This is a genomic window from Paenarthrobacter sp. NPDC089988 (assembly GCF_044748465.1).
Lineage (GTDB): Bacteria > Actinomycetota > Actinomycetes > Actinomycetales > Micrococcaceae > Arthrobacter.
The window spans coordinates 116,794-136,116 of the sequence record NZ_JBIVGD010000013.1 but is presented as its reverse complement, the minus strand read 5'-3'; the positions used below and the strand labels follow the sequence as shown (position 1 = coordinate 136,116).

Below are 19,323 nucleotides of genomic sequence, written 5' to 3'. Positions count from 1 at the left end.
CCTGTGTCCGCCAGTGGCGGAGGTCAGCTGGCCGCCTTTTCTACCAGGGCCTTGATCCTGGCTTCGGTGGCATCGTCGAGCGATGTGATGTTCCAGGCGACCGGGTGCATGTGGGCTCCCTCCTCCTGGGCAGGATTAATCACTTCCCCAAAGCCGAAGACGATGTAGTCCTTGTCCGGCTTGATGTAGCAAACATCCTGGCCGTCCTTCACATAGAACGGCAGTCCCCAGCGGACGATGGGCTCCAGGGACGGCGCGTTGTCCCTGATGATGCGGTGAAGGCGTTCGCCGATCTCCCGGTACGGTGCGGGAGCTTCGCCTAGTTTGGCGAGGACTGCGGCGTCGCCTTTTTTCGTAAACATGGTGTTACGGCCTCCTTGGGGCGGATTGCTGGTCAATGGGCAGTACAGAAAGGATAGCCGCCGAATAAAGGGCCCGGCGAAGCTACGCTGCCTCGTCTTCCTGGCCGTCGAGGATGCGTCGGATCCTTGCGATGTCCAATGACTGGTTGCCCCACTGGAGGTTCAACTCGTACAGGGCCCGGCGGCAGTTGTCACACATGGCTCCTCCACGGGTGGTCCGGCGGGTTGGACCGTACCGGCAGCGACGGACAGATGGGGACTTCGCCGTCGAAACCCCCGGGCCCCAGTCCTTCACGCGCGAGGTCGTGGAGCAGCTGGTGGTAACTGGAGAGGGCAAGAGCCGGAAGTTGGTGCAGGGAAGCCAGGGTCGCTTGCGGCCTGTCCACACGGAACAGGGCCAGCAGCGCTCGGTCTTCCTGGGCATCGTTCAGTGCCCGGTAAATGCCTACAGGGCACTCCCTCACAAGCGCCTGAGCGTAGAGACTCAGCTGACGGGGCGGTGTTTGATTGCCGGCCCGCCTCCAAATGGTGACTGTATCCTCGTGGTCCACGGTGACCCTTTATTCCTTGGAATTATGTGGAACCGGCCCCCTTAACAGTCCCTCTGATGCTGTAAGTGTACAAACCTTTAATGTCACAGTTCAAGAGCGAATTAGGTTTAAAGGTTGATCCTCGGGTATAGGGTAATCCCCATGGTCATTCACATCCCCGCCTCAGACGGCGACGCCGAGCGGCACTTCCAGGAGCTGCATGCCCTTCTGGATGGAGCGCTCAAAGGTTGAATTCCTCCGGCGCCAAACAAACAGTGCCCGCTGTTCCCTGCGATATCGCCGACCTTGAACGGCGTCTTCGTGGCGCAGCCAGCCCGGGCGAACGTCTGATCATCGGCTTGGTGGGGGCTCCGGGTGCGGGCAAAACCACTCTTGCCGAACGCCTCGCCGAGCAATTTGGCCCAGACGGAGCCGTGGTTCCCATGGATGGATTCCACTTGGCGAACTCCATCATTGATGGGACGCCGCTGAGGGAACGGAAAGGCGCAATCGACACGTTCGACGTCGGCGGATACCTTTCCCTGCTTCAACGGCTGCGGCGCAACGACGAGGATGTCATCTACGCGCCTGCCTACCGCCGCGGCCTTGAAGAACCCGTCGCGGCATCCATCGCTGTTCCCAAGGGTGCCACGTTCGTCTTGACGGAAGGCAACTACCTCCTGGCCCGGCAGGGCCGCTGGAGCGAAGTTCGCGGTTACCTGGACGAAGTCTGGTTCGTAGAGGCACCAGAGGAGATCCGCGTCGCCCAGCTCATCCAACGACACGTTATGTCGGGAATGGCGCCGGCTGATGCTGAAGCCTGGGCGAATGGCCCTGATGAAGCCAATGCGCGGTTCATCGAGTCGACAAGGAGTTTCGCCGACCTCGTCGTCAGGCGCCGCTAGGGTTCGCAATCGGCCGGGCCGGATTCCGAGGCGCCCACCAGTGGGTTATTTGGCGGTGTCTTCCGGGAGCGTGCTGAGAATGCTCTGGACGCTGGTCTGCAAATGGTCCCGAATGGCTTTGTCAGCTGCGGCTACGTCACCTGATTTGCAGGCCTCCAGAATACGGCTGTGCTCGTCATCCAGCTGGGGCGAAGGGCTGCTGGTCGTCGCATAGATCTGCAGGTATGCCGATGAGGATCCCCGCAGGTTGTCGATCAATTCCACCAGCTGCTCCATGCCGGAGAGTCGGTAAAGACCCATGTGGAATTGGTGGTTCAATTCCACATACCGGTCCGGATCCGTGCACTGCGTCATTTCATCGATGATTGCCTGAAGGGGTGCGGCGTCGCCTTCGTGGAAGTTGCAGGCAGCATGCCTGACTGCGAGTGCTTCCAGCTCCGTGCGGATGGCATACTGCTCGCGCAACTCCGCAACCGAGGGCGCGAAGACCGTAGCCCCCCGCTGCGGGGAATGACGCACCAATCCCTCATGCCGAAGGATGGCAATGGCTTCGCGCACCGGGGTGGTACTCACGCCAAAACGGGCGGCCAATTCGTTCTGGCGTAGCTTCTCCCCCGGCGCGATGCGCCCAGCGGCGATTTCGGCGCGGAGTTCGGCCGCGATCGCCCCCGCAATGGTGGTTGAGCGGAGCGAACCCGTGAGTGTGGACATGGGCCAAGTATCGCAGGACTCCACGCACTGGGACAATATGCATATTCGATATTGACCGCGCGGAAAAATATGCATATTGTCAGTTTCGCTTGCAGCAAGGTTGCCGTGACGTACTGCGAAAGGAATCCCACAATGCAAGGACGCAGGGTCCCGGGCGAGCCATCGTCCCTAGGCAAAACCGCTCGCACAAACACCCACCGGAAAGAGTCCTGACATGACCACCTACACCCAGTCCCCCACCACATCCGGTGCCGCAGACGGCCTGCCGATAGGGCCGCCGTCGAAAATTGTCTGTGTCGGATTGAACTACCGCGACCACGCCACCGAGGCAGGCCTCGACGCCCCAACCCGCCCCCTTCTCTTTGCCAAGTGGCCCAATACGCTTGTCGGCGATGGCAGTGAGATCCTGGTGCCAGAGGGCCTGCGCACCGACTACGAAGCAGAACTGGCCGTTGTCATCGGCCGGCGGGCTCGGAATATCCCGAGCGACAAAGCCCTGGACTACGTGGCCGGCTACCTTTGCGCCAACGATGTTTCCGCAAGGGAGATGCAGTTTGACGACGGCCAGTGGGTCCGCGGCAAGAGCCTGGACACGTTCTGCCCCATCGGCCCGGCCATGGTCCCGGCTGACCAGGTCCCGGACCCCCAGAACCTGGGGATCAAGCTCTGGTTGAACGGAATCCTCATGCAGGACTCCACCACAGCCAACATGATCTTCAGCGTTGCCGACATTGTCAGCTTCGTCTCGCAGACAGCCACGTTGGAGCCGGGTGACCTCATCCTGACTGGCACGCCCGCCGGCGTGGGCGTCTTCCTCAACCCTCCCGTCGGCTTGAAAGACGGCGACGTTGTCACCGTGGAGATCGAAGGCATCGGCAAACTCACCAACCGCGTTAAGTCCGTTCAACGTTCGACGGCGGCCGCCGGCCAGCGCGACTGAAGGAACCACCCATGCAACTCAACGGAAAAGCTGCCATCGTAACCGGCGGCGGCCAGGGAATCGGCAGCGGAATCACCCGGCGGTTCCTCGAGGAGGGCGCGAGCGTCGTCGTCGTACAACGCCGGCCCCTTGAGGATTCCTTGGCCAGCCACCCGAACGTGCACTTGATCCAGGCAGACCTGACCGACCTGGCGGCGATCCCAACCGCCGTCGAACAGGCAGTTGGGCACCTGGGTGCCATCGACATCCTGGTCAACAACGCCGGCATCATGTTCGAGCGTGGCGTGGAGGACATCCAACCCGGCGAATGGGATCTCATGATGGCCCTGAATCTGCGGGCCCCGCTCTTCCTGATCCAAGCCGCTCTTCCCCACCTCCGGCGCAGCAGTGGCGGAAGCATCATCAACATCGGCTCGATCGAGGGACTCGCTGCCAACCCTGGGCACTCTGCCTACTCGGCCTCCAAAGCCGGCATCCACGGAATGACAAAGGCGCTGGCTGTTGATTTGGGTGCCGACGCCATCCGCTGCAATGCCATTGCGCCGGGGTGGATTGCTTCCGAACTCAGCGAAAAGTACATCGACGCCCAAGCCGACCCGGTTGCTGCCCGAGCGGGGCTTAGGGCCTTGCACCCGGCTGGCCGCATCGGGCAGCCTGGGGACGTCGGCGACCTCGCCGTCTTCCTGGCCAGCGACCGCGCCGGATTCATGACAGGTGAGGTGCTGGTCCTGGACGGAGGACGGATGGCGAAGCTTCCACTGCCGTTTTAGGCGGGCAGAGCTTTGACTTGCTGCTTGTGTTGGCAAAGACTGGTGAACCTGTCCCCAACCACCTGCTGAAAGCCCGCATCACGCGGCCAGGAGGAAGCAATGTCCACGATCACCGTGTTCGAAAGCATCACCCTGGACGGCGTCATGCAGGGTCCAGGCCGCGCCGATGAAGACACAAGGAACGGCTTTGGCCGTGGCGGCTGGGCGAACGGATTCCAGGACGAGGTGCGCAGTCTTGTTACCACCACGGGCGTCATCATCGCCGAGTACACGGTAAGGCCGCCGCGGTAGCCACTACGCCGAACCCGATCGGCGCGGGTGCGTTTCCATGCTCCTGGAAACAAAGTCGTCGGTCGGGTGGCTAGGCTGGTCGGATGGCGACAGTTATCCTCGTGCGGCACGGACGCACCACAGCCAATGCCACGGGTCTGTTGGCAGGCCGGGCTCCGGGAATCAGCCTGGACCAGACCGGGCACGAACAGGCCGCCCTGACCGGAGACCGGCTCGCGGCCGTTCCGGTGGTTGGGGTGGTATCCAGTCCCCTGGAACGCTGCCTGCAGACCACCCAACACGTCCTCAACCGCCAGCCCGGCACGCCGCATGCACCCATCGAACCTGACCTCACCGAATGCGACTATGGCCAGTGGCAGGGACGCGCGCTCAGTGAGCTCGCGAACGAGGAATTGTGGCCGGTGGTGCAATCGCACCCGTCCGCCGTAGTGTTCCCCAACGGCGAATCCATGGCCGCGATGCAGGCGCGCTCGGTCGCAGCGATCCGCCGACACGATGCAGCCTTCGAGGCCGAGCACGGTGCCGGGGCCGTGTGGGTGGCCGTCAGCCACGGGGACATCATCAAGTCCATCCTCGCGGACGCGCTCGGCATGCACCTGGATTTGTTCCAGCGCATCAACGTCGGTCCAGCCTCCGTGTCGATTGTCCACTACGGATCCACCATGCCCAGCGTTTATGCCACCAATACGGAGGCGGGCGATCTGTCCTGGCTCTCCAAAGGCATCCTGACCAGCGATGCTCCTGTGGGCGGTGGCGCCGGGCAGAAGACTCCGTGAACTCCGTGTGCATAAAATACTCACATGCCTACGCGCGTTCACGAGTTCGATTGGCCTGACCGGGTTGTCATTGGCACCGTTGGCCTCCCAGGGGCACGCACGTTCTACCTCCAGGTGCGCGCCGGGAGGCAGATGGTGAGCATCGCCCTTGAGAAGCAGCAGTCTTCCCTGCTCGCGGAAAAGATCGACGAGATTCTCGACCAACTCATCACAGTGGAGGGCAACCCCTTCAGTGTTCCCAAGGGAACGCCCGTTGAACTCGTGGACAACGACCCGCTGGAGGAACCGCACGAGCAATTCCGGACCGGCGCCATGAGCCTGGGTTGGGATCCATCCACTGCGCAGGTGGTCATCGAGGCCTACCCCATTGCCGACGTCGATCCCGACGAAGAACCCCTTGAGGCGGAGGTCGCTGAGTTCGCCGAGATGATGGTGGTGCGCATGCCGGTCGGCGCGGCGCGCGCGTTTGCCAAGCGCACCCGCGAAATCGTCGCTGCCGGACGCCCGATGTGCGAGCTGTGCGGGTACCCCATCGACCCCGAGGGCCACACCTGCACGCCTCCCGAGGCCTGATGCCGGATCAGGACCTGCTGGCCGGTGAGCTCACGCTCACTGGCCGCATCACCACCGCATCGAACGCTACCTTCCTGGGCAGCATCGGCGACGTACAAGTGGTTTACAAACCCATTGCGGGCGAAAGTCCGCTGTGGGATTTCCCGCATGGCACCCTCGCCCAGAGGGAGGTGGCAGCGTACCTCGTCTCGGAGGCCTTCGGCTGGGACATCGTGCCGCACACGTGGCTGCGCGAGGGCCCCTTGGGCGAAGGCATGGTGCAACTCTGGCAGGAGCAGGACCCAGACCACCCCGCCGTTGACCTGGTGGCTTCCGCCGAAGTGCCCGAAACCGGCTGGAAGCAGGTCCTCGAAGGGCAGGACGGGACCGGACAGATGGTGGCACTGGTTCATGAGGACACACCGGCGCTCAGACGGATGGCAGTGTTCGACATTGTGGTCAACAACGCGGACCGCAAGGGCAACCACGTCCTGGCCATGTCGGATGGACAGAGGCACGGCGTGGACCACGGGCTCACCTTTCACAGCGAGCACAAGCTGCGCACGGTGCTTTGGGGATGGTTGGGTGACTCCCTGACCCCCGAGGAGCGGGACGGCATTGGCCGTGTCAGCGATGGACTCGGCGGCGGCCTGCGCCAGGACCTCGCGGAACTGCTCCGCGCCGAAGAGATCGAAGCGCTCTCGGCACGCTGCGAACGCCTGCTCCTGGCAGGAAGATTCCCCGCCCCGGGTGGAGAGATGTCCGCGGTTCCCTGGCCGCTGTTCTAGGAGCTCTGGCCGCTGTTCACGGGTCACAGCCGGGCCATTCCTGCACCGCAAGCGATAATCGCGTAAGACAAAATCAGGATGCCCAGATAGCGCTTGCTTATGCATGGTGGCGCCAATTCCGGACGGGCAACATCCATAACTTATCGCTATGTAGCGACATAAAAGCTGTCTTTGTGTGACCCACACCTCACGGATTAGTTTGATCTCAGAGGCCAGTCGGCAGAGCTGCACGAACAGACAACGCCCGTGCATAACAGCTCAAGCAGGTCCTGCCGGTCGTATAACTCGAGATCCCTTTCCCAGCTCGCCCAGAACCGGAAGACCGCTTCTCACCCATCGCCATGGAGACGAAATGACAAATACCACTCTTCCTAAGAAGACACCGGCCAGGGCGGCAATTGCCGCCTGGATCGGAACCACGCTGGAGTACTACGACTTCGCCGTGTACGGCACCTCATCGGCGCTGATCTTCAACGTCCTCTTCTTCTCCCCTGAGCTGCCGCAGGGCATCAGCGTGCTGCTTGCGATGGTCACCTTCGCTGTCGGCTACGCGGTACGTCCCCTCGGTTCCCTGATCCTGGGTCCCATGGGTGACCGCTTCGGCCGGAAGTTTGTCATGATGATCACCCTGTTCGGGATCGGCGGTTGCACCTTCCTGATCGGCTGCCTGCCGACGTTCGCGCAGGTCGGAGCCCTCGCGCCGATCCTGCTGGTACTCATCCGCGTCATCCAGGGTCTCTGCCTTTCCGGTGAGCAGGCCAGCGCCATCAGCATGAGCCTGGAACACTCTTCCGAGCGCCGTCGCGGGTTCATCACCAGCTTCACCACGCTGGGTGCCTCCACCGGCACGCTCTTGACGTTGCTGGTCTTCATCCCGATCGCCGCCATGCCCAAAGAGCAGCTGCTGACCTGGGGCTGGCGCATCCCGTTCTGGCTCTCCGCGCTGGTGGTAGTGGTGGCCTTCCTGATCCGCCGCCATGTCCAGGAGCCGCCGGAGTTCGTCAAGAACCAGTCGCGCAACGTGAACTCGTCTCCGCTCAAGCACCTCCTGCGCTTCCACTGGCGCGCCGTTCTCCGGATCGTCTTCTGTGCGATTATCGCCGGCACCAGCTACATGATGCAGACCTTCTCGGTCGCCTTCGGAACTACCGGATACGGGCTGGACAAACCGACCATGCTCCTGACCACCACGGTCTCGGCCGTGGTCGCCCTCGCCATCACTCCCTTGGCCGGCTTCCTGGTCGACAAGATCGGCCGCAAGACCATGTTCCTCCTTGGAACGGTTGGCGTAGGCATCACGATGATGCCCTACCTCTGGGCAATCACTACCGGCAACTGGGCGCTGATCTTCATTTTCGGGATCATCAACTACTCGCTCTTCTACTCGATGGTGAACGCCTCCTGGCCGTCCTTCTTCTCCGAGATGTTCCCCAGCCGACTGCGCGTCTCCGGTCTCGCCCTTGGCACCCAGATCGGCTTCGCTGTCTCGGGCGTCATCGGCCCGGTTCTTTCGACGGCACTCGCGGGTCCGGATCTCAAGGGCTGGGTTGGCCCGTCAATGATCGCCCTCGGATTCATGATCATCGCTGGCGCATCGGCGCTCACCGCCAAGGAAACCACCAAGTACACGCTGGAACAGCTCGACGACCTGCATCAGAGCGAGCAGGAAAAGGCTGTCGTAGCCGCCGCGGCTGCAACGCCCGCCGGCGACGCACGCAACCTCGCCGCCCAGTCCGGCGCCAAGAAGTAGCGGTCCACCTCGAAGGGCGGGTGCTGTCGCTAAGCGATGGTGCCCGCCCCTTTTCCCACCTTTTTGGAGGATCCCATGTCATTTTCCGACTACACCACCGCCCTGGTCACGGGTGCGTCCACGGGTATGGGCGCCGCGATCGCTGAGCGCCTGGCCAAGCGCGGTCTCACGGTCCATGCCGTGGCCCGGAACGAGGAACGCCTGGCCGAACTGGCCGAGCGCACCGGCGCTGTCCCGCACGTTGTGGACCTGACCGACACCGCCGCGCTGTCCGCCGCCGTCGGGGACCTCAAAGTGGACGTACTGGTCAACTGCGCCGGGGTGTCCCGTCCGGGGAACATCCTGGATTCCTCCGAACAGGACATCGACGAACTGGTGGACGTGAACCTGCGCGGGCTGCTCCAGCTCACCCGCCTGGTCCTGCCGGGCATGGTGGAACGGGACCTGGGCCACGTGGTCAACATCAGCTCCATCGCCGGGCTGTACAACTTCTACGGCCACACGGTCTACCACGCCACCAAGGCCGCGGTGCACCAGATCTCCCGGCAGCTGCGCAACGACACCGTGGGCAAACGCATCCGCGTCACCGAGATCTGCCCGGGCCGGGTGGAGACGGAGATCTTCGGCCGGAACATGGGCGGCTCCCCCGAAGCCATGGAAGAGGCCTGGAAGACCTACTACGAAGGCTACGAATCCCTCACCACCGACGACATCGTCAACGCCCTGGACTACGCGATCGAAACCCCGCGCCACGTCAACGTGGGCATGCTCGAACTCATGCCCACCTTCCAGGTCCCCGGCGGACTCACCTTCGACCGACGCTGAACCCTTTTCCAGGGTGTCACCATCCTCAGGTCATTCCTCGCTGCCCCAGCGTGCCAGGGCGGCGATGGCCTCGCTCAAAGCGATCCCTCGATCGGTCAGCGCGTAGGCCCGGGTGTTGTGCCGCAGCGGCAGTCGCGACAGTACGCCCGCGGTCTCGAGTTCGCGGAGCCGCGTGGCGAGTATGTTGGTCGGAATCCCGAGGTCACGCTGCAGGTCGCCGTAGCGCTGTGGTCCCTCAAGCAGCCGTTCCACGATGAGCAGGGCCCACCGTGATCCGACGATGTCGAGGGCTGCGGCGAGGTTGCTCACGCGGTTGGAGCGGCGTCCGGCTTCATCCAAAACGGCGAGTAGTGGTAGCCATCGGGATCGTCGAACTGGCGCTGGTACATGAAGGGGTAATCGTCGGTGTCACCGATCCGCCCGCCGGCAGCACCGGCGCGTTCGGTGAGTTCGTCAACCGCCTCACGGCTGCCGAGGTCGAACGAGACCGTGACTTTCGATGGGGTGTCGGGCCCGCCGATCAGTTCTTCGGAGCCACCGACGCTCGCGTACATCTCGCGGCTGCCGAGCATGACGTATTGCTCGGGAGCGATCGCGAAACATGACACGTTGTGATCGGACATCTCGGCGTTCAGGGTCCATCCGAGGGCGGTGTAAAAGGCGGTGGAGCGCTCGACGTTCTCAACGGGGCAGGTGATGAATAGGCTCATGCGGCCATACTTGCAAAATGCAAGTACGGCGTCAAGGGTCCCGCTACTCAGCCACCAGCAAGGCCTGTGGGGCGGCCTGCTTCATCCGGGTCTTCAGCCAGCCCAGTTGCGTCCGGGTCTCCTCTTGGCAGCTTTCGACGGCGGCGAGCAGCTCTTCGTCGCGGAGTGCGGATCCCGCCTGCGCAACCACCGTCCAGGTCATGTCCACAAGGCTCGCCAGTACGTAGACATCCTGGAGATCCCGCAGGAGGCCCACCGGTCCGCTTCTTGTTTTCGAGAGGCCGTCCGCGTGCAGCCGTTCGGGCTGGTTGTCCAGGGAATCCTCCCCGTACCTTTCTGCCAAGGGGCGAAGAACGTCCCCGTGGTGGTCGCACTGCTTGGCGAGCGTCTGGCAAAGGAAGTGGATGTCCGGCTCGGCGCCGTGGCCTTCCGAAACCTGCCGGAACGATTCCGCGAGGGTTTGTTCTCCCTTGTGAAGGAGGCCGAGGTAAAGGTGGAGGTTCATTGGTCCTGCCCTGCCGGTCGGGAAGCGGTGGTTGTGGGTGCGGGGGCCATTCCTGCGCCGTCGCAAATCTTTTCCACCCTGACTGCCGCGTTCTTGAACACAGGTTGCTTTGAAACGGGGTCCCACTCGGTGAGAGTCAACTCGTTGGCGGCCGTATGGAACGTGTCCTCATCGGGCTTGTTGCCGTCTGCGTCCGGGTTGTCCCAGTAGCCGTAGTGGAACGGAGCAAACACCGTCCCGGGGCGGATTCCGCTGACCCGGGCGGGCGCCTCAAGCACGCCACGACGGGAGGTGACGCGAACGACGTCGCCCTCTGAAATCCCCAGCCCGGCCGCGTCATCCACCGAGAGCTCAAACCACATCCGCGGAGCTGCAGCGTTGAGGGGCTTCGACCGCGCGGTCTTGGTCCGGGTGTGGAAATGGTAGGCGGTTCGGCCGGTGGAGTAGAGCAGCGGATACTCGTCGTCCGGTTCCTCGTGCGGCGGATGGAACTGCGTGGTCTTAAGCCAGGCGCGGCCCTTAGGCTCCTTGGCCTTATAACTGTCCACTTCCACTTCGGCGCCGGTCAGAAGGTCGTGGCCGAAGTTCTCGCAGTACCCGGCGTCGGACGGGAAGTGGGCATCCGTGTACAGGCGCGTGGTCCCTTCGGGGCGGTCCTCCGTGCAGGGCCACGGGATGCCGCTGCCGCCGCGGAGCCTGGCATAGCTGAGGCCCGAGTAGTCGCAAGGCCGCCCTTTCGAGGCCTCCTTCCACGCTTCGAAGGCATCCTCCGGGCCGGACCACGCCAGCAGCGGTTGACCGGCCAGGTTGGTAAAGGCCATCCGTCGGGAGTAGTCGAGGAAGATGTCCAGGTCGCTGCGCGCCTCCCCCGGCGGGTCCACCGCTTGGTCCGAAACGTGCACCACACGGGACGCGTTGGTGAAGGTTCCGGTCTTCTCTCCCCACGCCGCCGCGGGAAGTACGACGTCGGCAACCGCGGCTGTTTCCGTCAGGTAAAGGTCCTGGACAACCAGGAAAAGTTCAGGCTTGGCAAGGATCCTGCGGATCCTCGGCAGTTCGGGCAGGGAAACGGCCGGGTTGGTGGCCGAGATCCACAGGAAGTTGATGGACCCCTGCTCAGCGTAGCGGAAGATCTGCATGGCATGCGTGGGTGGCGACCAGTGCGGGATGATCGCTGGATCCACGTTCCACAGGCCCGCCAATTGCTCGATGTGCTCGGGGTTGTGCCAGTTACGGAAGCCCGGAAGATCGCCGTCGGCCCCGCATTCCCTGTTGTTCTGTGCGGTGGGTTGGCCGTTCATCTGCAGCAATCCTGCACCGGGCCGGCCGAGCATTCCGCGCAGCAGGTGGAGGTTGTTGACCTGGCAGGCCGATGCCGTCGCCTGGTTCGATTGGTAGAAGCCCTGCAGCACTGTGGACAGGACACGGTCCGTGGTGCCGAAGATCCGTGCGGCTTTGCGGATGTCCTCCGCGTCGACCCCGCACACGTCAGCAGCGGCTTCGGGAGTCCATTGCTCCACAGTGGCCTTGAGTTCGTCGAAGCCGAGGGTGTGTTGCTGCACGTACTGCGCGTCGTACCAGTTGTTGTGCAGGATTTCTCGGATCAGGGCATGCATCAGCGCGAGGTTGGTTCCAGGCTTGATGGGAAGGTGGACTTCGGCGTGCCGCGCAACCTCGGTATTACGGGGGTCGACGCACACCAGCCTCGGCGGATTGGGGCCGGCCAAGCGATCCAGGATGCGGGACCAGAGGACCGTCTGCGTCTCGGCCATATTGTGGCCATACAGGAAGATGGCGTCACAACTGTCGATGTCCTCGTAGCACCCGGGTTGCCCATCGGCGCCGAAGGTCTCCTTCAGTGCAGCGGCGGCGGTTGCGGTGCACAATCGCGTGTTGCCGTCCATGTGCGGCGTGCCAACGCCGGCCTTGCCCAGGACTGCCAGCGCGTAGTATTCCTCGAGGAAAAGTTGCCCGCTGGTGTAAAAACCGTGGCTGAGCGGGCCTTTGTCCTTCAGCAGCTGGGTGCTGCGTTCCACGATCCTGTTCATCGCGGTGTCCCAGTCCGTTTCCACCAGTTGCCCGTTTTCGCGGATCAGAGGCTTGGTGAGCCGGTCCTTGTTGGCCACACCCTGCCAGCTGGCAAACAGCCCCTTCGGCCCGAGCCTGCCTTTGTTGACCACATCCACGGCACGGCCGCGAATGCCGACCATCACGCCATCCTTGACGGCGATATCGCAGCCGCATCCGTTGCTGCACAGGACGCATGCAGATTGGACCCAGCGGTCCACGTCGTCTTCCCGCACGCCATCTGCCAGGGCATAGTCCACGCGGGCAACCCATTCTTGGTCGCGGGCATAAGGCGCGCGCGTACCCCAGATGTCCTTGATCCGGTCTGTCATGGCGCACTCACCTATCGGTCCCCCGCCCTACCCGCCGCCATCAATTCCAGGCGCCTGAGGGTCTCGCGGTTCCGGAAGCCGATCACGAGATTGCGCAACGCTGCCGGGATAAGCTTCCCCGGCCCTTTGACAGCATCCTCGGAAAGGGAAACACAACATCTCCCTTCACCAACATCCTCGAGCGTGATCAACACTTTGGCTTCACCCATGGGCCATCCCCGAGCCAGGAGCCCAAGGGATTGTCCCGGCTCTGCCGCCGTGACGCTGGTGCTGTCGTCAATGAGGAAAGGCCACGAACCTACGGAATGGTGGAGTCTGGATCCGGCCTCTGGCCACTGGTCCTCCACCCCACGGATCCTGGACGCACCCACCACCCAACCGGAGTAGAGCCAACCGTCCGCGATGACGTCCCACACCTGGGCGGCTGTGGTGTCGAAGACCTTCGTCACGGTAGACATGTGCTTCCTTTCCAGGACGGCGACTAACAGTCCTGAATTAAGCTAAGCATGCTTATTACTTCGCGCCAAGCCCGGCACTTCGGCCTTCGGTTCACTAGGGTTGGAGAAACGCCAGAGTGAGGACCCCCATGCACACTGTTGCCAGCGGCACCGCCGTGGATCGACATTACGACCTGATCATCATCGGTACGGGGTCCGGGAACTCCATCCCCGGACCCGGGTTCGATGACCAGTCGATCGCGATCATCGAGGAAGGCTCCTTCGGCGGCACTTGCCTCAATGCCGGCTGCATCCCGTCCAAGATGTACGTCCATACCGCAGACACGGCACTTGACATAGCTGAGTCGGGACGATTGGGGCTGGAAGCCACAGTGAGCTCCGTTGACTGGCCGGGCCTGGTCAACCGCATCTTCGGGAACCGCATCGACCCCATCGCCGCTTCAGGTGAGGAGTACCGCCGAGGCCCACGGACCCCGAACATCGACGTCTACGACCAGCATGCTGTTTTCGTTGGTGAACGCACCCTGCGCACCGGCCAAGGCAAGCACCGGAAGACGATCTCCGGTGATCGGATCGTCATCGCCGCCGGTTCCCGCCCCTCCATCCCTGAGGCCATCGCCGCCTCCGGCGTGCGGTACTACACCAATGAGGACATCATGCGGCTGCCCGAGCAGCCCCAGTCCGTGGTGATCATCGGCGGAGGCTACATCGCCATGGAGTTCGCCCACGTCTTCGACGCTCTCGGTACCGACGTCACGGTCATCCCCCGTTCGACGCTCCTGCGCCACCTCGACCACGACCTCCACGACCGGTTCAACGCCCTGGCGGCACAACGCTTCGACATCCGGTCAGGCCGCACCGCGGTGGACGCTGGGCAGACAGCCCAAGGCGTTACGGTTAGGCTCGACGACGGGACCTCCGCGACGGGTGAAGTACTACTGGTAGCCACCGGACGCATTCCCAATGGGGACCTGCTGGACCTGCCATCCGCCGGGATCGCGATGACGGAAGCCGGGCGCATCGAGGTTGATGAATACGGCAGGTCGACCACCGCCCCTGGTGTCTGGGCCCTCGGAGACGTGTCCTCCCCCTACATGCTCAAACACGTGGCCAATGCCGAAATGCGCGCCGTACGCCACAATCTGCTGAACCCCCACGACCTGCAGCGGATGCCGCACCAACACGTCCCCGCAGCCACGTTCACCCACCCCCAGATAGCCACCGTGGGCATGACCGAGGACCAGGCCCGCGAACACGGCCACAAGGTCACCGTGAAAGTGCAGGACTATGGAGACGTAGCCTACGGCTGGGCTCTGGAGGACACCACCGGGATCTGTAAGCTCGTCGCGGACCATGAGACAGGAAAGCTCCTCGGCGCCCACTACATGGGCCCGCAGGCCTCTACCCTGATACAGCAAATGATCACGGTGCTGGCCTTTGATCTGGACGTCCGCGACTTCGCCACCAAGCAATATTGGATACACCCCGCTCTGCCCGAGGTGACGGAAAACGCCCTGCTCGGCCTCGAATTCGACAGGACCGACCAAGACAAGATGATCACCGGGCGGCCCAGAGCACTTGTCCCCCGGCGATCCGGATCTTAACCGGATCTTAAAAGAGGAAGGTGCCCGGGCTGATTTGCCCGGGCACCTTCTGCGAGGCGTGCCTTGCTATTCCTGGCCGAGTCCGGCGGCGGAGGTTTTCTTGCCTTCCACTTCGTTCAGGGTTCGGAGGTCGAAGATGCCGTTGATGTCGGCGGTCTTGGTGGTGCCTGCGTCCACACCGTCCTGGAGCAGCTTCTTGTAGGTCCCGGCCAGCGGGTCGGTAGTGAACTTGATGTTCTGCAACGCCCGGTCGATCACATTGGCCGGGAGCGGCTTGCCCGCGGTGTCCTTCAACACGGCGTTGATGGTGGAGGCCTTCTCCCCGGCCGAGGCCGAGTTCAACCAGTTCACCGACTCAACATGGCCCTTCAACAACGCCTTGACCGTCTCCGGATGCTCGGCGGCGAACTTCTTGTTCACGATCAGGATGGTGGTGGTGAAATCACCCTTCTCCCACAAGTCCTTCTCATCCACCAGGACCTTCGCCCCGGCCTCCAGCACCAAACGCGAGGCCCACGGCTCAGGCAACCACGCGCCGTCGAGCTTTCCATCCTGGAACAACTTCAACGTCTGGGCGTTCTCGGTGGGGTTGATGGTCACATCACCACTGCCATCAGGGTTGGTCTTGTACCCCTGGTCGCCCAGCCAGGCCCGCAGCGCCACATCCTGCGTGCCGCCAAGCTGCGGGGACGCCACAACCTTGCCCTTAAGGTCCGCTGCCGAGTTGATCTCGGGCTTCACCACCAACTGCGCACCACCGGCGGCGGCACCGGCGATGATGCTGATCGACTCGCCGTTGCTCTTGACGAACGAGTTGATGGCCGGGTTCGGGCCAATGTAGGTGGCATCGATCGCACCGGCGTTCAGGGCCTCGATCGCGGCCGGGCCGGCGTTGAAGACCTGGGTGCTGAGCTTGGTGCTGCCAAGTTCCTTGGCGATGAAGCCCTTGCTGGTACCCACCAGGGCGGGGCCGTGGGTGACGTTGCTGAAGTAGCCGAGCTTCAGCTCAGCCGCCGGCGAGGTGGTGACAGCCGGGGCAGCCTGGTTGTTATTCGAAACAACCGACGCCACGGCTGCGCCCGCACCGATCAGCAGGACCAAACCTGCTGCAATGCCGATCTTGAGGGCGCGGTGCTTGGGCTTGGCGGATTCACCAGCAACGATGCGGGTGGAGGAGTTGTTTTGGGGTGACGACACGGGACGTGTTCCTTCGGGGAGACGGCAGGCTTGCTGGGTCCAAGCCTGGAACGGAGATGGTGATGCAGATGCGGGGTAGCCTGCAACCCGGGACAGGTCCGTGAACGTACGGTCCGGGTCGGGAGGCGGCGGCTGCAGGAATTACTGCCCTGCGGCCTTGGCTGCATTGAGATTACGGTTGCCGTGCGACCCCGAACAATGAAAAATGACACCTTCGGTCACCGGAGGACGTGCACCTTCATGGACCGCAATATGGCGTTACGCAGCGTCCGATTTCGTCACTGAAGCCGGCGCCTGTAGCCCGGATTCCAAGTAGTCGGGACGTTGTTTGTGAGTACAAGTCCCCAGAACGCCCCGGCTCGTGTCCGCAAATCGAGTACAAAATACTCGTGTTCCCCAGCCCGCTGAACTGTTGACTGGTACATGGAAGGACGGTTGGCCCCAAGCATCGCCGAACTTCCACCGCATCGCATCGGTGGCCTCATCCAACCGGTGCTCCGGCCGTCGAAAGGCGGTCCGGCCCTGTACGAAGCCGGCGGCGACAGAGTCTTCTGAGACCGAGACTCTCCCCCCAGCCGCCGCCGGCTTCAAAACCCCACTGCCGCCCGGACCTGAAACAGGCAAACCAGCAGGGCTTCTCGGGCCCTACTGCGAGGCAGCAGCCCCGGCGATGGCATCACTGTCAGTAAAGGGATCGAGGATCCGCAGACCCGGGTAGACGCGGATCAGGCCTTGATCGTCGTCGTGGTCCACGCCATGGTGTCGCAGTGCGGTGCAAAACACGTCCTGCGGTGCCGGATGCTGGCCGGCGCTCAGGCACCAGCTCACATACAACCCGTAAAGGGTTCCGACGTCGAGGCTGTCATTGAGGGTTGGGTCCTGGACTACGCGTTCGTCCAGGAAAGCACTGATGTGGATGTCGGTCATTGCGAAGGCCTCCGGCCTCTGGGTAAGGGCCGCCGGTTGCATCAGCGAATTGCCCACTCTTCCAGCCCCAATACAGCCTGTCAAACGCATCCCATTATCGGGGAGCGGCTGCCCCAGTGGCTATCATCAGGTGCCGGTGCCCACATCTGGGAGGATGGCACCGGGTCGGCTGAACGCGGACTTCCGACAGCCGCACTGTTCTGCTGTTAATTGCTGTTCCGGCCGAACCGGAAAACCGGGCATCACCGGGCCCTGTGATGCACCTTGCGGGGCCAAATACTCACTTTTACAATGCTGGATGTGGACACTGAGGAGCAGAACGAAGACTTCCAGCGACTTCACCAACTCATCGCTGGTACCGATGACATCACGTCCTTTCTGGACGGCATGACCCGCTACGCGGCTACGACTCTGAGCCGCGCCACCGGCTCAAGGATTGAGTGTGCGGTTACGTTGTGGCGCCGCAAACGGGCCGTGACCCTGGCCGGAAGCAGTGACGATGCAATCCTGTGGGATGGCGTCGAACAGACCCTTGGCGACGGGCCGGTCATGCAGGCGCTCCGAACCGGCCAGCCGGTGGTCCTGGCGGACACGAGCGCCGACAGTCCGTGGCCGGAGTACACGAGTACCCTGGCCGCGGCCGGTGCCCGCAGTGTCCTCGCGGCACCCTTGGAACTGGGCAACGACGCCTGCGCAGCCCTGAATTTCTTCGCCCCCGAGACGGGATCCTTCAGCGGTGAGGCAGTTGCTGAGGCCATGGTCTTCGCGGACATGGCCGGCCAGGCCTTGCGGCTCACCTTGCGGATCGTGACAGCGGATTTGCTCACCGAGGACCTCAAAGCTGCGATGGCCCGACGGACGGTCATCGACTTGTCCACAGGAATCATCATGGCGGAAAACAACTGCACCCAGGAGCAGGCCTTCGCGTTCCTGCACCAGGCATCGCAGAACCGAAACCAAAAACTGCACGCCGTCGCCGAGAGCATCGTCAACGAACGGAACGGCACCACCTCCGCACCAATGACCCATTTCGACGACTAGTCACCCGAGTACCACGCAACCTGGCGCCCAGCACATCTGCAAGGGGGTCCCTGGACAGGCGAAAACCCGGACCAAGGTTTTGGTTACCGCCACAGGTTCGGGACCTGGACGACACGGAGCTGTGTGCCCCGTCGGCTCCGGGGTGTAGTGTCAGAGGTAGGAGATTTCGGGAGGTTTGCGCGGTCCGAGGTTGAATACATTTAGGTTGTGGGCGGCCAAGAGCGCATGACCAACAGCCCGGGACGCTGACGAAGGTCCTGAGCGTCATGGGATCGAGGCCTGATGGCCCGCAATGATGACCTACCCGCCTCCACTGTCCCACTCCGAGCGGATGAGCCTGACCGGGCGGCCCTGAACTGCTACGCCTTCACAGCGGGAACCTTCAACGATGCCACTGTCCAGGCCGTCCGCTCCCGTGAAACTCCAGCATTCCCTGACGGCGTCTAAGGGAAGCGTTAGGTGAGTTGGATGGCCGCCCCCGATCAGCACCCAGCTAATCAACCCGAACAAACGACCGACCGGGCGCTTGACCCGGAACTTGGCTACACCCTGCAGGAGATGATCCTCGCCACCCCAGACGTGGAAGTCTTCCTCTCCGACCTCGCAGTCCTCGCGGCCACCGAAATATCAACGCCGGTCAACGCAGTTTTGTGCGGAGTGACGGTCATCCGCAGGAAGAAGGGCGTCGTCGCTGCCAGCAGCGACGAGCGCGCGAGCGTTCTTGACCACCTTCAAAACAGCTACGGGGACGGGCCCTGCCTCACAGCGCTCCGAGACAAAACCCTGATCCACGTCCCCGACACCGCCGCCGACACCCGGTGGCGCGACTATCTCGACGCCGCCGTGGCCGAAGGCGTCGGCTCCGTCCTCGCCGTGCCGCTGGACCTGGCCGGAGAGGCTGACGCGGTCATGAACTTGTACTCAGTCAGCAGCCACGGCTTCGCGCCACCGGACATCACCATGGCCGAGACGTTCACTGAACACACCGCCAAATCCCTACGCCTGGCCCTGAAAATGGCGCAATTGCGCCACGCCCGCGACGACCTCTACGCCGCCATGCAATCCCGGGCCGTCATCGACATGGCCGTGGGAATCATCATGGCCCAAAACCGGTGCCGCAAAGACGCCGCGTTCAAAGTCCTGACCGACACCTCAAGCCACCGAAACACCAAACTCCGGGACGTCGCGGCGCAGATCGTCGCCCGGGTTTCGGGCGAGAACCATGTCACCGCGTACTTCGACGAATAGTCGTCCCCGCCCCGGACGCGTTCGGTACCGAGAC

General features: G+C 63.1%; 23 protein-coding genes. 13 read left to right on the top strand and 10 right to left on the bottom strand.

All coding sequences use genetic code 11. From position 1 onward, the window contains the following. Window positions 1-23: 23 nt before the first annotated feature. Both ACIPV6_RS16070 and ACIPV6_RS16065 read right to left on the bottom strand, forming a co-directional pair. The gene (locus tag ACIPV6_RS16070) at window positions 24-362 is read right to left on the bottom strand and encodes a DUF1801 domain-containing protein (protein ID WP_400271836.1); all 339 of its coding nucleotides are present in this window, start codon (window positions 360-362) and stop codon (window positions 24-26) included. Window positions 363-553: 191 nt separating this feature from the next. Continuing rightward, on the bottom strand, window positions 554-826 hold the full coding sequence (locus ACIPV6_RS16065) for a hypothetical protein (protein WP_400271835.1): 273 nt from the start codon (window positions 824-826) through the stop codon (window positions 554-556). A 314-nt stretch (window positions 827-1,140) separates the two neighbouring features. On the opposite strand from ACIPV6_RS16065, the gene ACIPV6_RS16060 reads away from it, so the two are divergent. Continuing rightward, the gene (locus ACIPV6_RS16060; RefSeq protein WP_400271834.1) at window positions 1,141-1,797 is read left to right on the top strand and encodes a nucleoside/nucleotide kinase family protein; all 657 of its coding nucleotides are present in this window, start codon (window positions 1,141-1,143) and stop codon (window positions 1,795-1,797) included. A gap of 45 nt (window positions 1,798-1,842) precedes the next feature. On the opposite strand, the gene ACIPV6_RS16055 is transcribed toward ACIPV6_RS16060, so the two are convergent. Continuing rightward, window positions 1,843-2,508 (bottom strand): GntR family transcriptional regulator, encoded by a 666-nt coding sequence (locus tag ACIPV6_RS16055; protein ID WP_400271833.1) that lies wholly within the window; start codon window positions 2,506-2,508, stop codon window positions 1,843-1,845. A 214-nt stretch (window positions 2,509-2,722) separates the two neighbouring features. Between ACIPV6_RS16055 and ACIPV6_RS16050 the strand changes: the two genes are divergently transcribed. From ACIPV6_RS16050 to ACIPV6_RS16015, 8 genes are all read left to right on the top strand, one after another. Continuing rightward, window positions 2,723-3,448, top strand: coding sequence for a fumarylacetoacetate hydrolase family protein (locus tag ACIPV6_RS16050; protein ID WP_400271832.1), 726 nt, complete (start codon window positions 2,723-2,725; stop codon window positions 3,446-3,448). 11 nt (window positions 3,449-3,459) lie between these two features. After that, complete coding sequence (locus ACIPV6_RS16045) at window positions 3,460-4,218, top strand: SDR family NAD(P)-dependent oxidoreductase (protein WP_400271831.1); 759 nt, start codon at window positions 3,460-3,462, stop codon at window positions 4,216-4,218. 99 nt (window positions 4,219-4,317) lie between these two features. After that, a complete protein-coding gene (locus tag ACIPV6_RS16040) occupies window positions 4,318-4,509 on the top strand; it encodes a hypothetical protein (RefSeq protein WP_400271830.1) in 192 nt (63 codons plus the stop codon). 83 nt (window positions 4,510-4,592) lie between these two features. Beyond that, window positions 4,593-5,285 (top strand): histidine phosphatase family protein, encoded by a 693-nt coding sequence (locus tag ACIPV6_RS16035; RefSeq protein WP_400271829.1) that lies wholly within the window; start codon window positions 4,593-4,595, stop codon window positions 5,283-5,285. Between the two features lie 24 nt (window positions 5,286-5,309). After that, window positions 5,310-5,858: a DUF3090 domain-containing protein gene (locus ACIPV6_RS16030; RefSeq protein ID WP_400271828.1), complete on the top strand. Its 549-nt coding sequence runs from the start codon at window positions 5,310-5,312 to the stop codon at window positions 5,856-5,858. Next, a complete protein-coding gene (locus ACIPV6_RS16025; protein ID WP_400271827.1) occupies window positions 5,858-6,625 on the top strand; it encodes an SCO1664 family protein in 768 nt (255 codons plus the stop codon). Before ACIPV6_RS16030 ends, ACIPV6_RS16025 begins: the two co-directional genes overlap by 1 nt. 352 nt (window positions 6,626-6,977) lie before the next feature. After that, window positions 6,978-8,375, top strand: coding sequence for an MFS transporter (locus ACIPV6_RS16020; RefSeq protein ID WP_400271826.1), 1,398 nt, complete (start codon window positions 6,978-6,980; stop codon window positions 8,373-8,375). A 75-nt stretch (window positions 8,376-8,450) separates the two neighbouring features. Beyond that, entirely contained in the window at window positions 8,451-9,200 is a 750-nt protein-coding gene (locus ACIPV6_RS16015) for an SDR family oxidoreductase (RefSeq protein ID WP_400271825.1), read from the top strand. 30 nt (window positions 9,201-9,230) lie between these two features. On the opposite strand, the gene ACIPV6_RS16010 is transcribed toward ACIPV6_RS16015, so the two are convergent. Genes ACIPV6_RS16010 through ACIPV6_RS15990 form a run of 5 tightly spaced genes read right to left on the bottom strand, consistent with a single transcriptional unit; the run spans window position 9,231 to window position 13,272 of the window. Next, window positions 9,231-9,509, bottom strand: coding sequence for a winged helix-turn-helix transcriptional regulator (locus ACIPV6_RS16010; protein WP_400271824.1), 279 nt, complete (start codon window positions 9,507-9,509; stop codon window positions 9,231-9,233). Then, window positions 9,506-9,910 (bottom strand): VOC family protein, encoded by a 405-nt coding sequence (locus ACIPV6_RS16005; protein ID WP_400271823.1) that lies wholly within the window; start codon window positions 9,908-9,910, stop codon window positions 9,506-9,508. The genes ACIPV6_RS16010 and ACIPV6_RS16005 overlap by 4 nt, the downstream gene beginning before the upstream one ends. A 43-nt stretch (window positions 9,911-9,953) precedes the next feature. After that, window positions 9,954-10,415, bottom strand: coding sequence for a hypothetical protein (locus ACIPV6_RS16000; RefSeq protein WP_400271822.1), 462 nt, complete (start codon window positions 10,413-10,415; stop codon window positions 9,954-9,956). Further along, complete coding sequence (locus ACIPV6_RS15995; RefSeq protein ID WP_400271821.1) at window positions 10,412-12,814, bottom strand: molybdopterin oxidoreductase family protein; 2,403 nt, start codon at window positions 12,812-12,814, stop codon at window positions 10,412-10,414. Before ACIPV6_RS15995 ends, ACIPV6_RS16000 begins: the two co-directional genes overlap by 4 nt. 11 nt (window positions 12,815-12,825) lie before the next feature. Then, window positions 12,826-13,272: an SRPBCC family protein gene (locus ACIPV6_RS15990; protein ID WP_400271820.1), complete on the bottom strand. Its 447-nt coding sequence runs from the start codon at window positions 13,270-13,272 to the stop codon at window positions 12,826-12,828. A gap of 128 nt (window positions 13,273-13,400) precedes the next feature. Here ACIPV6_RS15990 and mtr point away from each other — a divergent pair, with 128 nt between their 5' ends. Then, window positions 13,401-14,876 carry a mycothione reductase gene (gene mtr, locus ACIPV6_RS15985; RefSeq protein ID WP_400271819.1) on the top strand — a complete coding sequence of 492 codons (1,476 nt, stop codon included), beginning with the start codon at window positions 13,401-13,403 and terminating at the stop codon, window positions 14,874-14,876. Window positions 14,877-14,942: 66 nt separating this feature from the next. On the opposite strand, the gene ACIPV6_RS15980 is transcribed toward mtr, so the two are convergent. Both ACIPV6_RS15980 and ACIPV6_RS15975 read right to left on the bottom strand, forming a co-directional pair. Further along, a complete protein-coding gene (locus ACIPV6_RS15980) occupies window positions 14,943-16,073 on the bottom strand; it encodes an ABC transporter substrate-binding protein (protein WP_400271818.1) in 1,131 nt (376 codons plus the stop codon). 645 nt (window positions 16,074-16,718) lie between these two features. After that, the gene (locus ACIPV6_RS15975) at window positions 16,719-17,000 is read right to left on the bottom strand and encodes a hypothetical protein (protein ID WP_400271817.1); all 282 of its coding nucleotides are present in this window, start codon (window positions 16,998-17,000) and stop codon (window positions 16,719-16,721) included. A gap of 300 nt (window positions 17,001-17,300) precedes the next feature. Between ACIPV6_RS15975 and ACIPV6_RS15970 the strand changes: the two genes are divergently transcribed. The 3 genes from ACIPV6_RS15970 (at window position 17,301) to ACIPV6_RS15960 (ending at window position 19,289) form a co-directional block, all read left to right on the top strand. Then, window positions 17,301-18,041: a GAF and ANTAR domain-containing protein gene (locus ACIPV6_RS15970; RefSeq protein ID WP_400271816.1), complete on the top strand. Its 741-nt coding sequence runs from the start codon at window positions 17,301-17,303 to the stop codon at window positions 18,039-18,041. A 282-nt stretch (window positions 18,042-18,323) separates the two neighbouring features. Beyond that, window positions 18,324-18,488: a hypothetical protein gene (locus ACIPV6_RS15965; protein WP_400271815.1), complete on the top strand. Its 165-nt coding sequence runs from the start codon at window positions 18,324-18,326 to the stop codon at window positions 18,486-18,488. Between the two features lie 21 nt (window positions 18,489-18,509). After that, on the top strand, window positions 18,510-19,289 hold the full coding sequence (locus tag ACIPV6_RS15960) for an ANTAR domain-containing protein (protein WP_400271814.1): 780 nt from the start codon (window positions 18,510-18,512) through the stop codon (window positions 19,287-19,289). Window positions 19,290-19,323 lie beyond the last annotated feature (34 nt).

Excerpts from the sequence above, each read along its gene's own strand:
- ACIPV6_RS16070 (WP_400271836.1), bottom strand. The coding sequence starts at position 362 with ATGTTTACGAAAAAAGGCGACGCCGCAGTCCTCGCCAAACTAGGCGAA.
- ACIPV6_RS16055 (WP_400271833.1), bottom strand. The coding sequence starts at position 2,508 with ATGTCCACACTCACGGGTTCGCTCCGCTCAACCACCATTGCGGGGGCG.
- ACIPV6_RS16050 (WP_400271832.1), top strand. The coding sequence starts at position 2,723 with ATGACCACCTACACCCAGTCCCCCACCACATCCGGTGCCGCAGACGGC.
- ACIPV6_RS16045 (WP_400271831.1), top strand. The coding sequence starts at position 3,460 with ATGCAACTCAACGGAAAAGCTGCCATCGTAACCGGCGGCGGCCAGGGA.
- ACIPV6_RS16040 (WP_400271830.1), top strand. The coding sequence starts at position 4,318 with ATGTCCACGATCACCGTGTTCGAAAGCATCACCCTGGACGGCGTCATG.
- ACIPV6_RS16035 (WP_400271829.1), top strand. The coding sequence starts at position 4,593 with ATGGCGACAGTTATCCTCGTGCGGCACGGACGCACCACAGCCAATGCC.
- ACIPV6_RS16030 (WP_400271828.1), top strand. The coding sequence starts at position 5,310 with ATGCCTACGCGCGTTCACGAGTTCGATTGGCCTGACCGGGTTGTCATT.
- ACIPV6_RS16025 (WP_400271827.1), top strand. The coding sequence starts at position 5,858 with ATGCCGGATCAGGACCTGCTGGCCGGTGAGCTCACGCTCACTGGCCGC.
- ACIPV6_RS16020 (WP_400271826.1), top strand. The coding sequence starts at position 6,978 with ATGACAAATACCACTCTTCCTAAGAAGACACCGGCCAGGGCGGCAATT.
- ACIPV6_RS16015 (WP_400271825.1), top strand. The coding sequence starts at position 8,451 with ATGTCATTTTCCGACTACACCACCGCCCTGGTCACGGGTGCGTCCACG.
- ACIPV6_RS16005 (WP_400271823.1), bottom strand. The coding sequence starts at position 9,910 with ATGAGCCTATTCATCACCTGCCCCGTTGAGAACGTCGAGCGCTCCACC.
- ACIPV6_RS16000 (WP_400271822.1), bottom strand. The coding sequence starts at position 10,415 with ATGAACCTCCACCTTTACCTCGGCCTCCTTCACAAGGGAGAACAAACC.
- ACIPV6_RS15995 (WP_400271821.1), bottom strand. The coding sequence starts at position 12,814 with ATGACAGACCGGATCAAGGACATCTGGGGTACGCGCGCGCCTTATGCC.
- ACIPV6_RS15990 (WP_400271820.1), bottom strand. The coding sequence starts at position 13,272 with ATGTCTACCGTGACGAAGGTCTTCGACACCACAGCCGCCCAGGTGTGG.
- mtr (WP_400271819.1), top strand. The coding sequence starts at position 13,401 with ATGCACACTGTTGCCAGCGGCACCGCCGTGGATCGACATTACGACCTG.
- ACIPV6_RS15975 (WP_400271817.1), bottom strand. The coding sequence starts at position 17,000 with ATGACCGACATCCACATCAGTGCTTTCCTGGACGAACGCGTAGTCCAG.
- ACIPV6_RS15965 (WP_400271815.1), top strand. The coding sequence starts at position 18,324 with ATGGCCCGCAATGATGACCTACCCGCCTCCACTGTCCCACTCCGAGCG.
- ACIPV6_RS15960 (WP_400271814.1), top strand. The coding sequence starts at position 18,510 with ATGGCCGCCCCCGATCAGCACCCAGCTAATCAACCCGAACAAACGACC.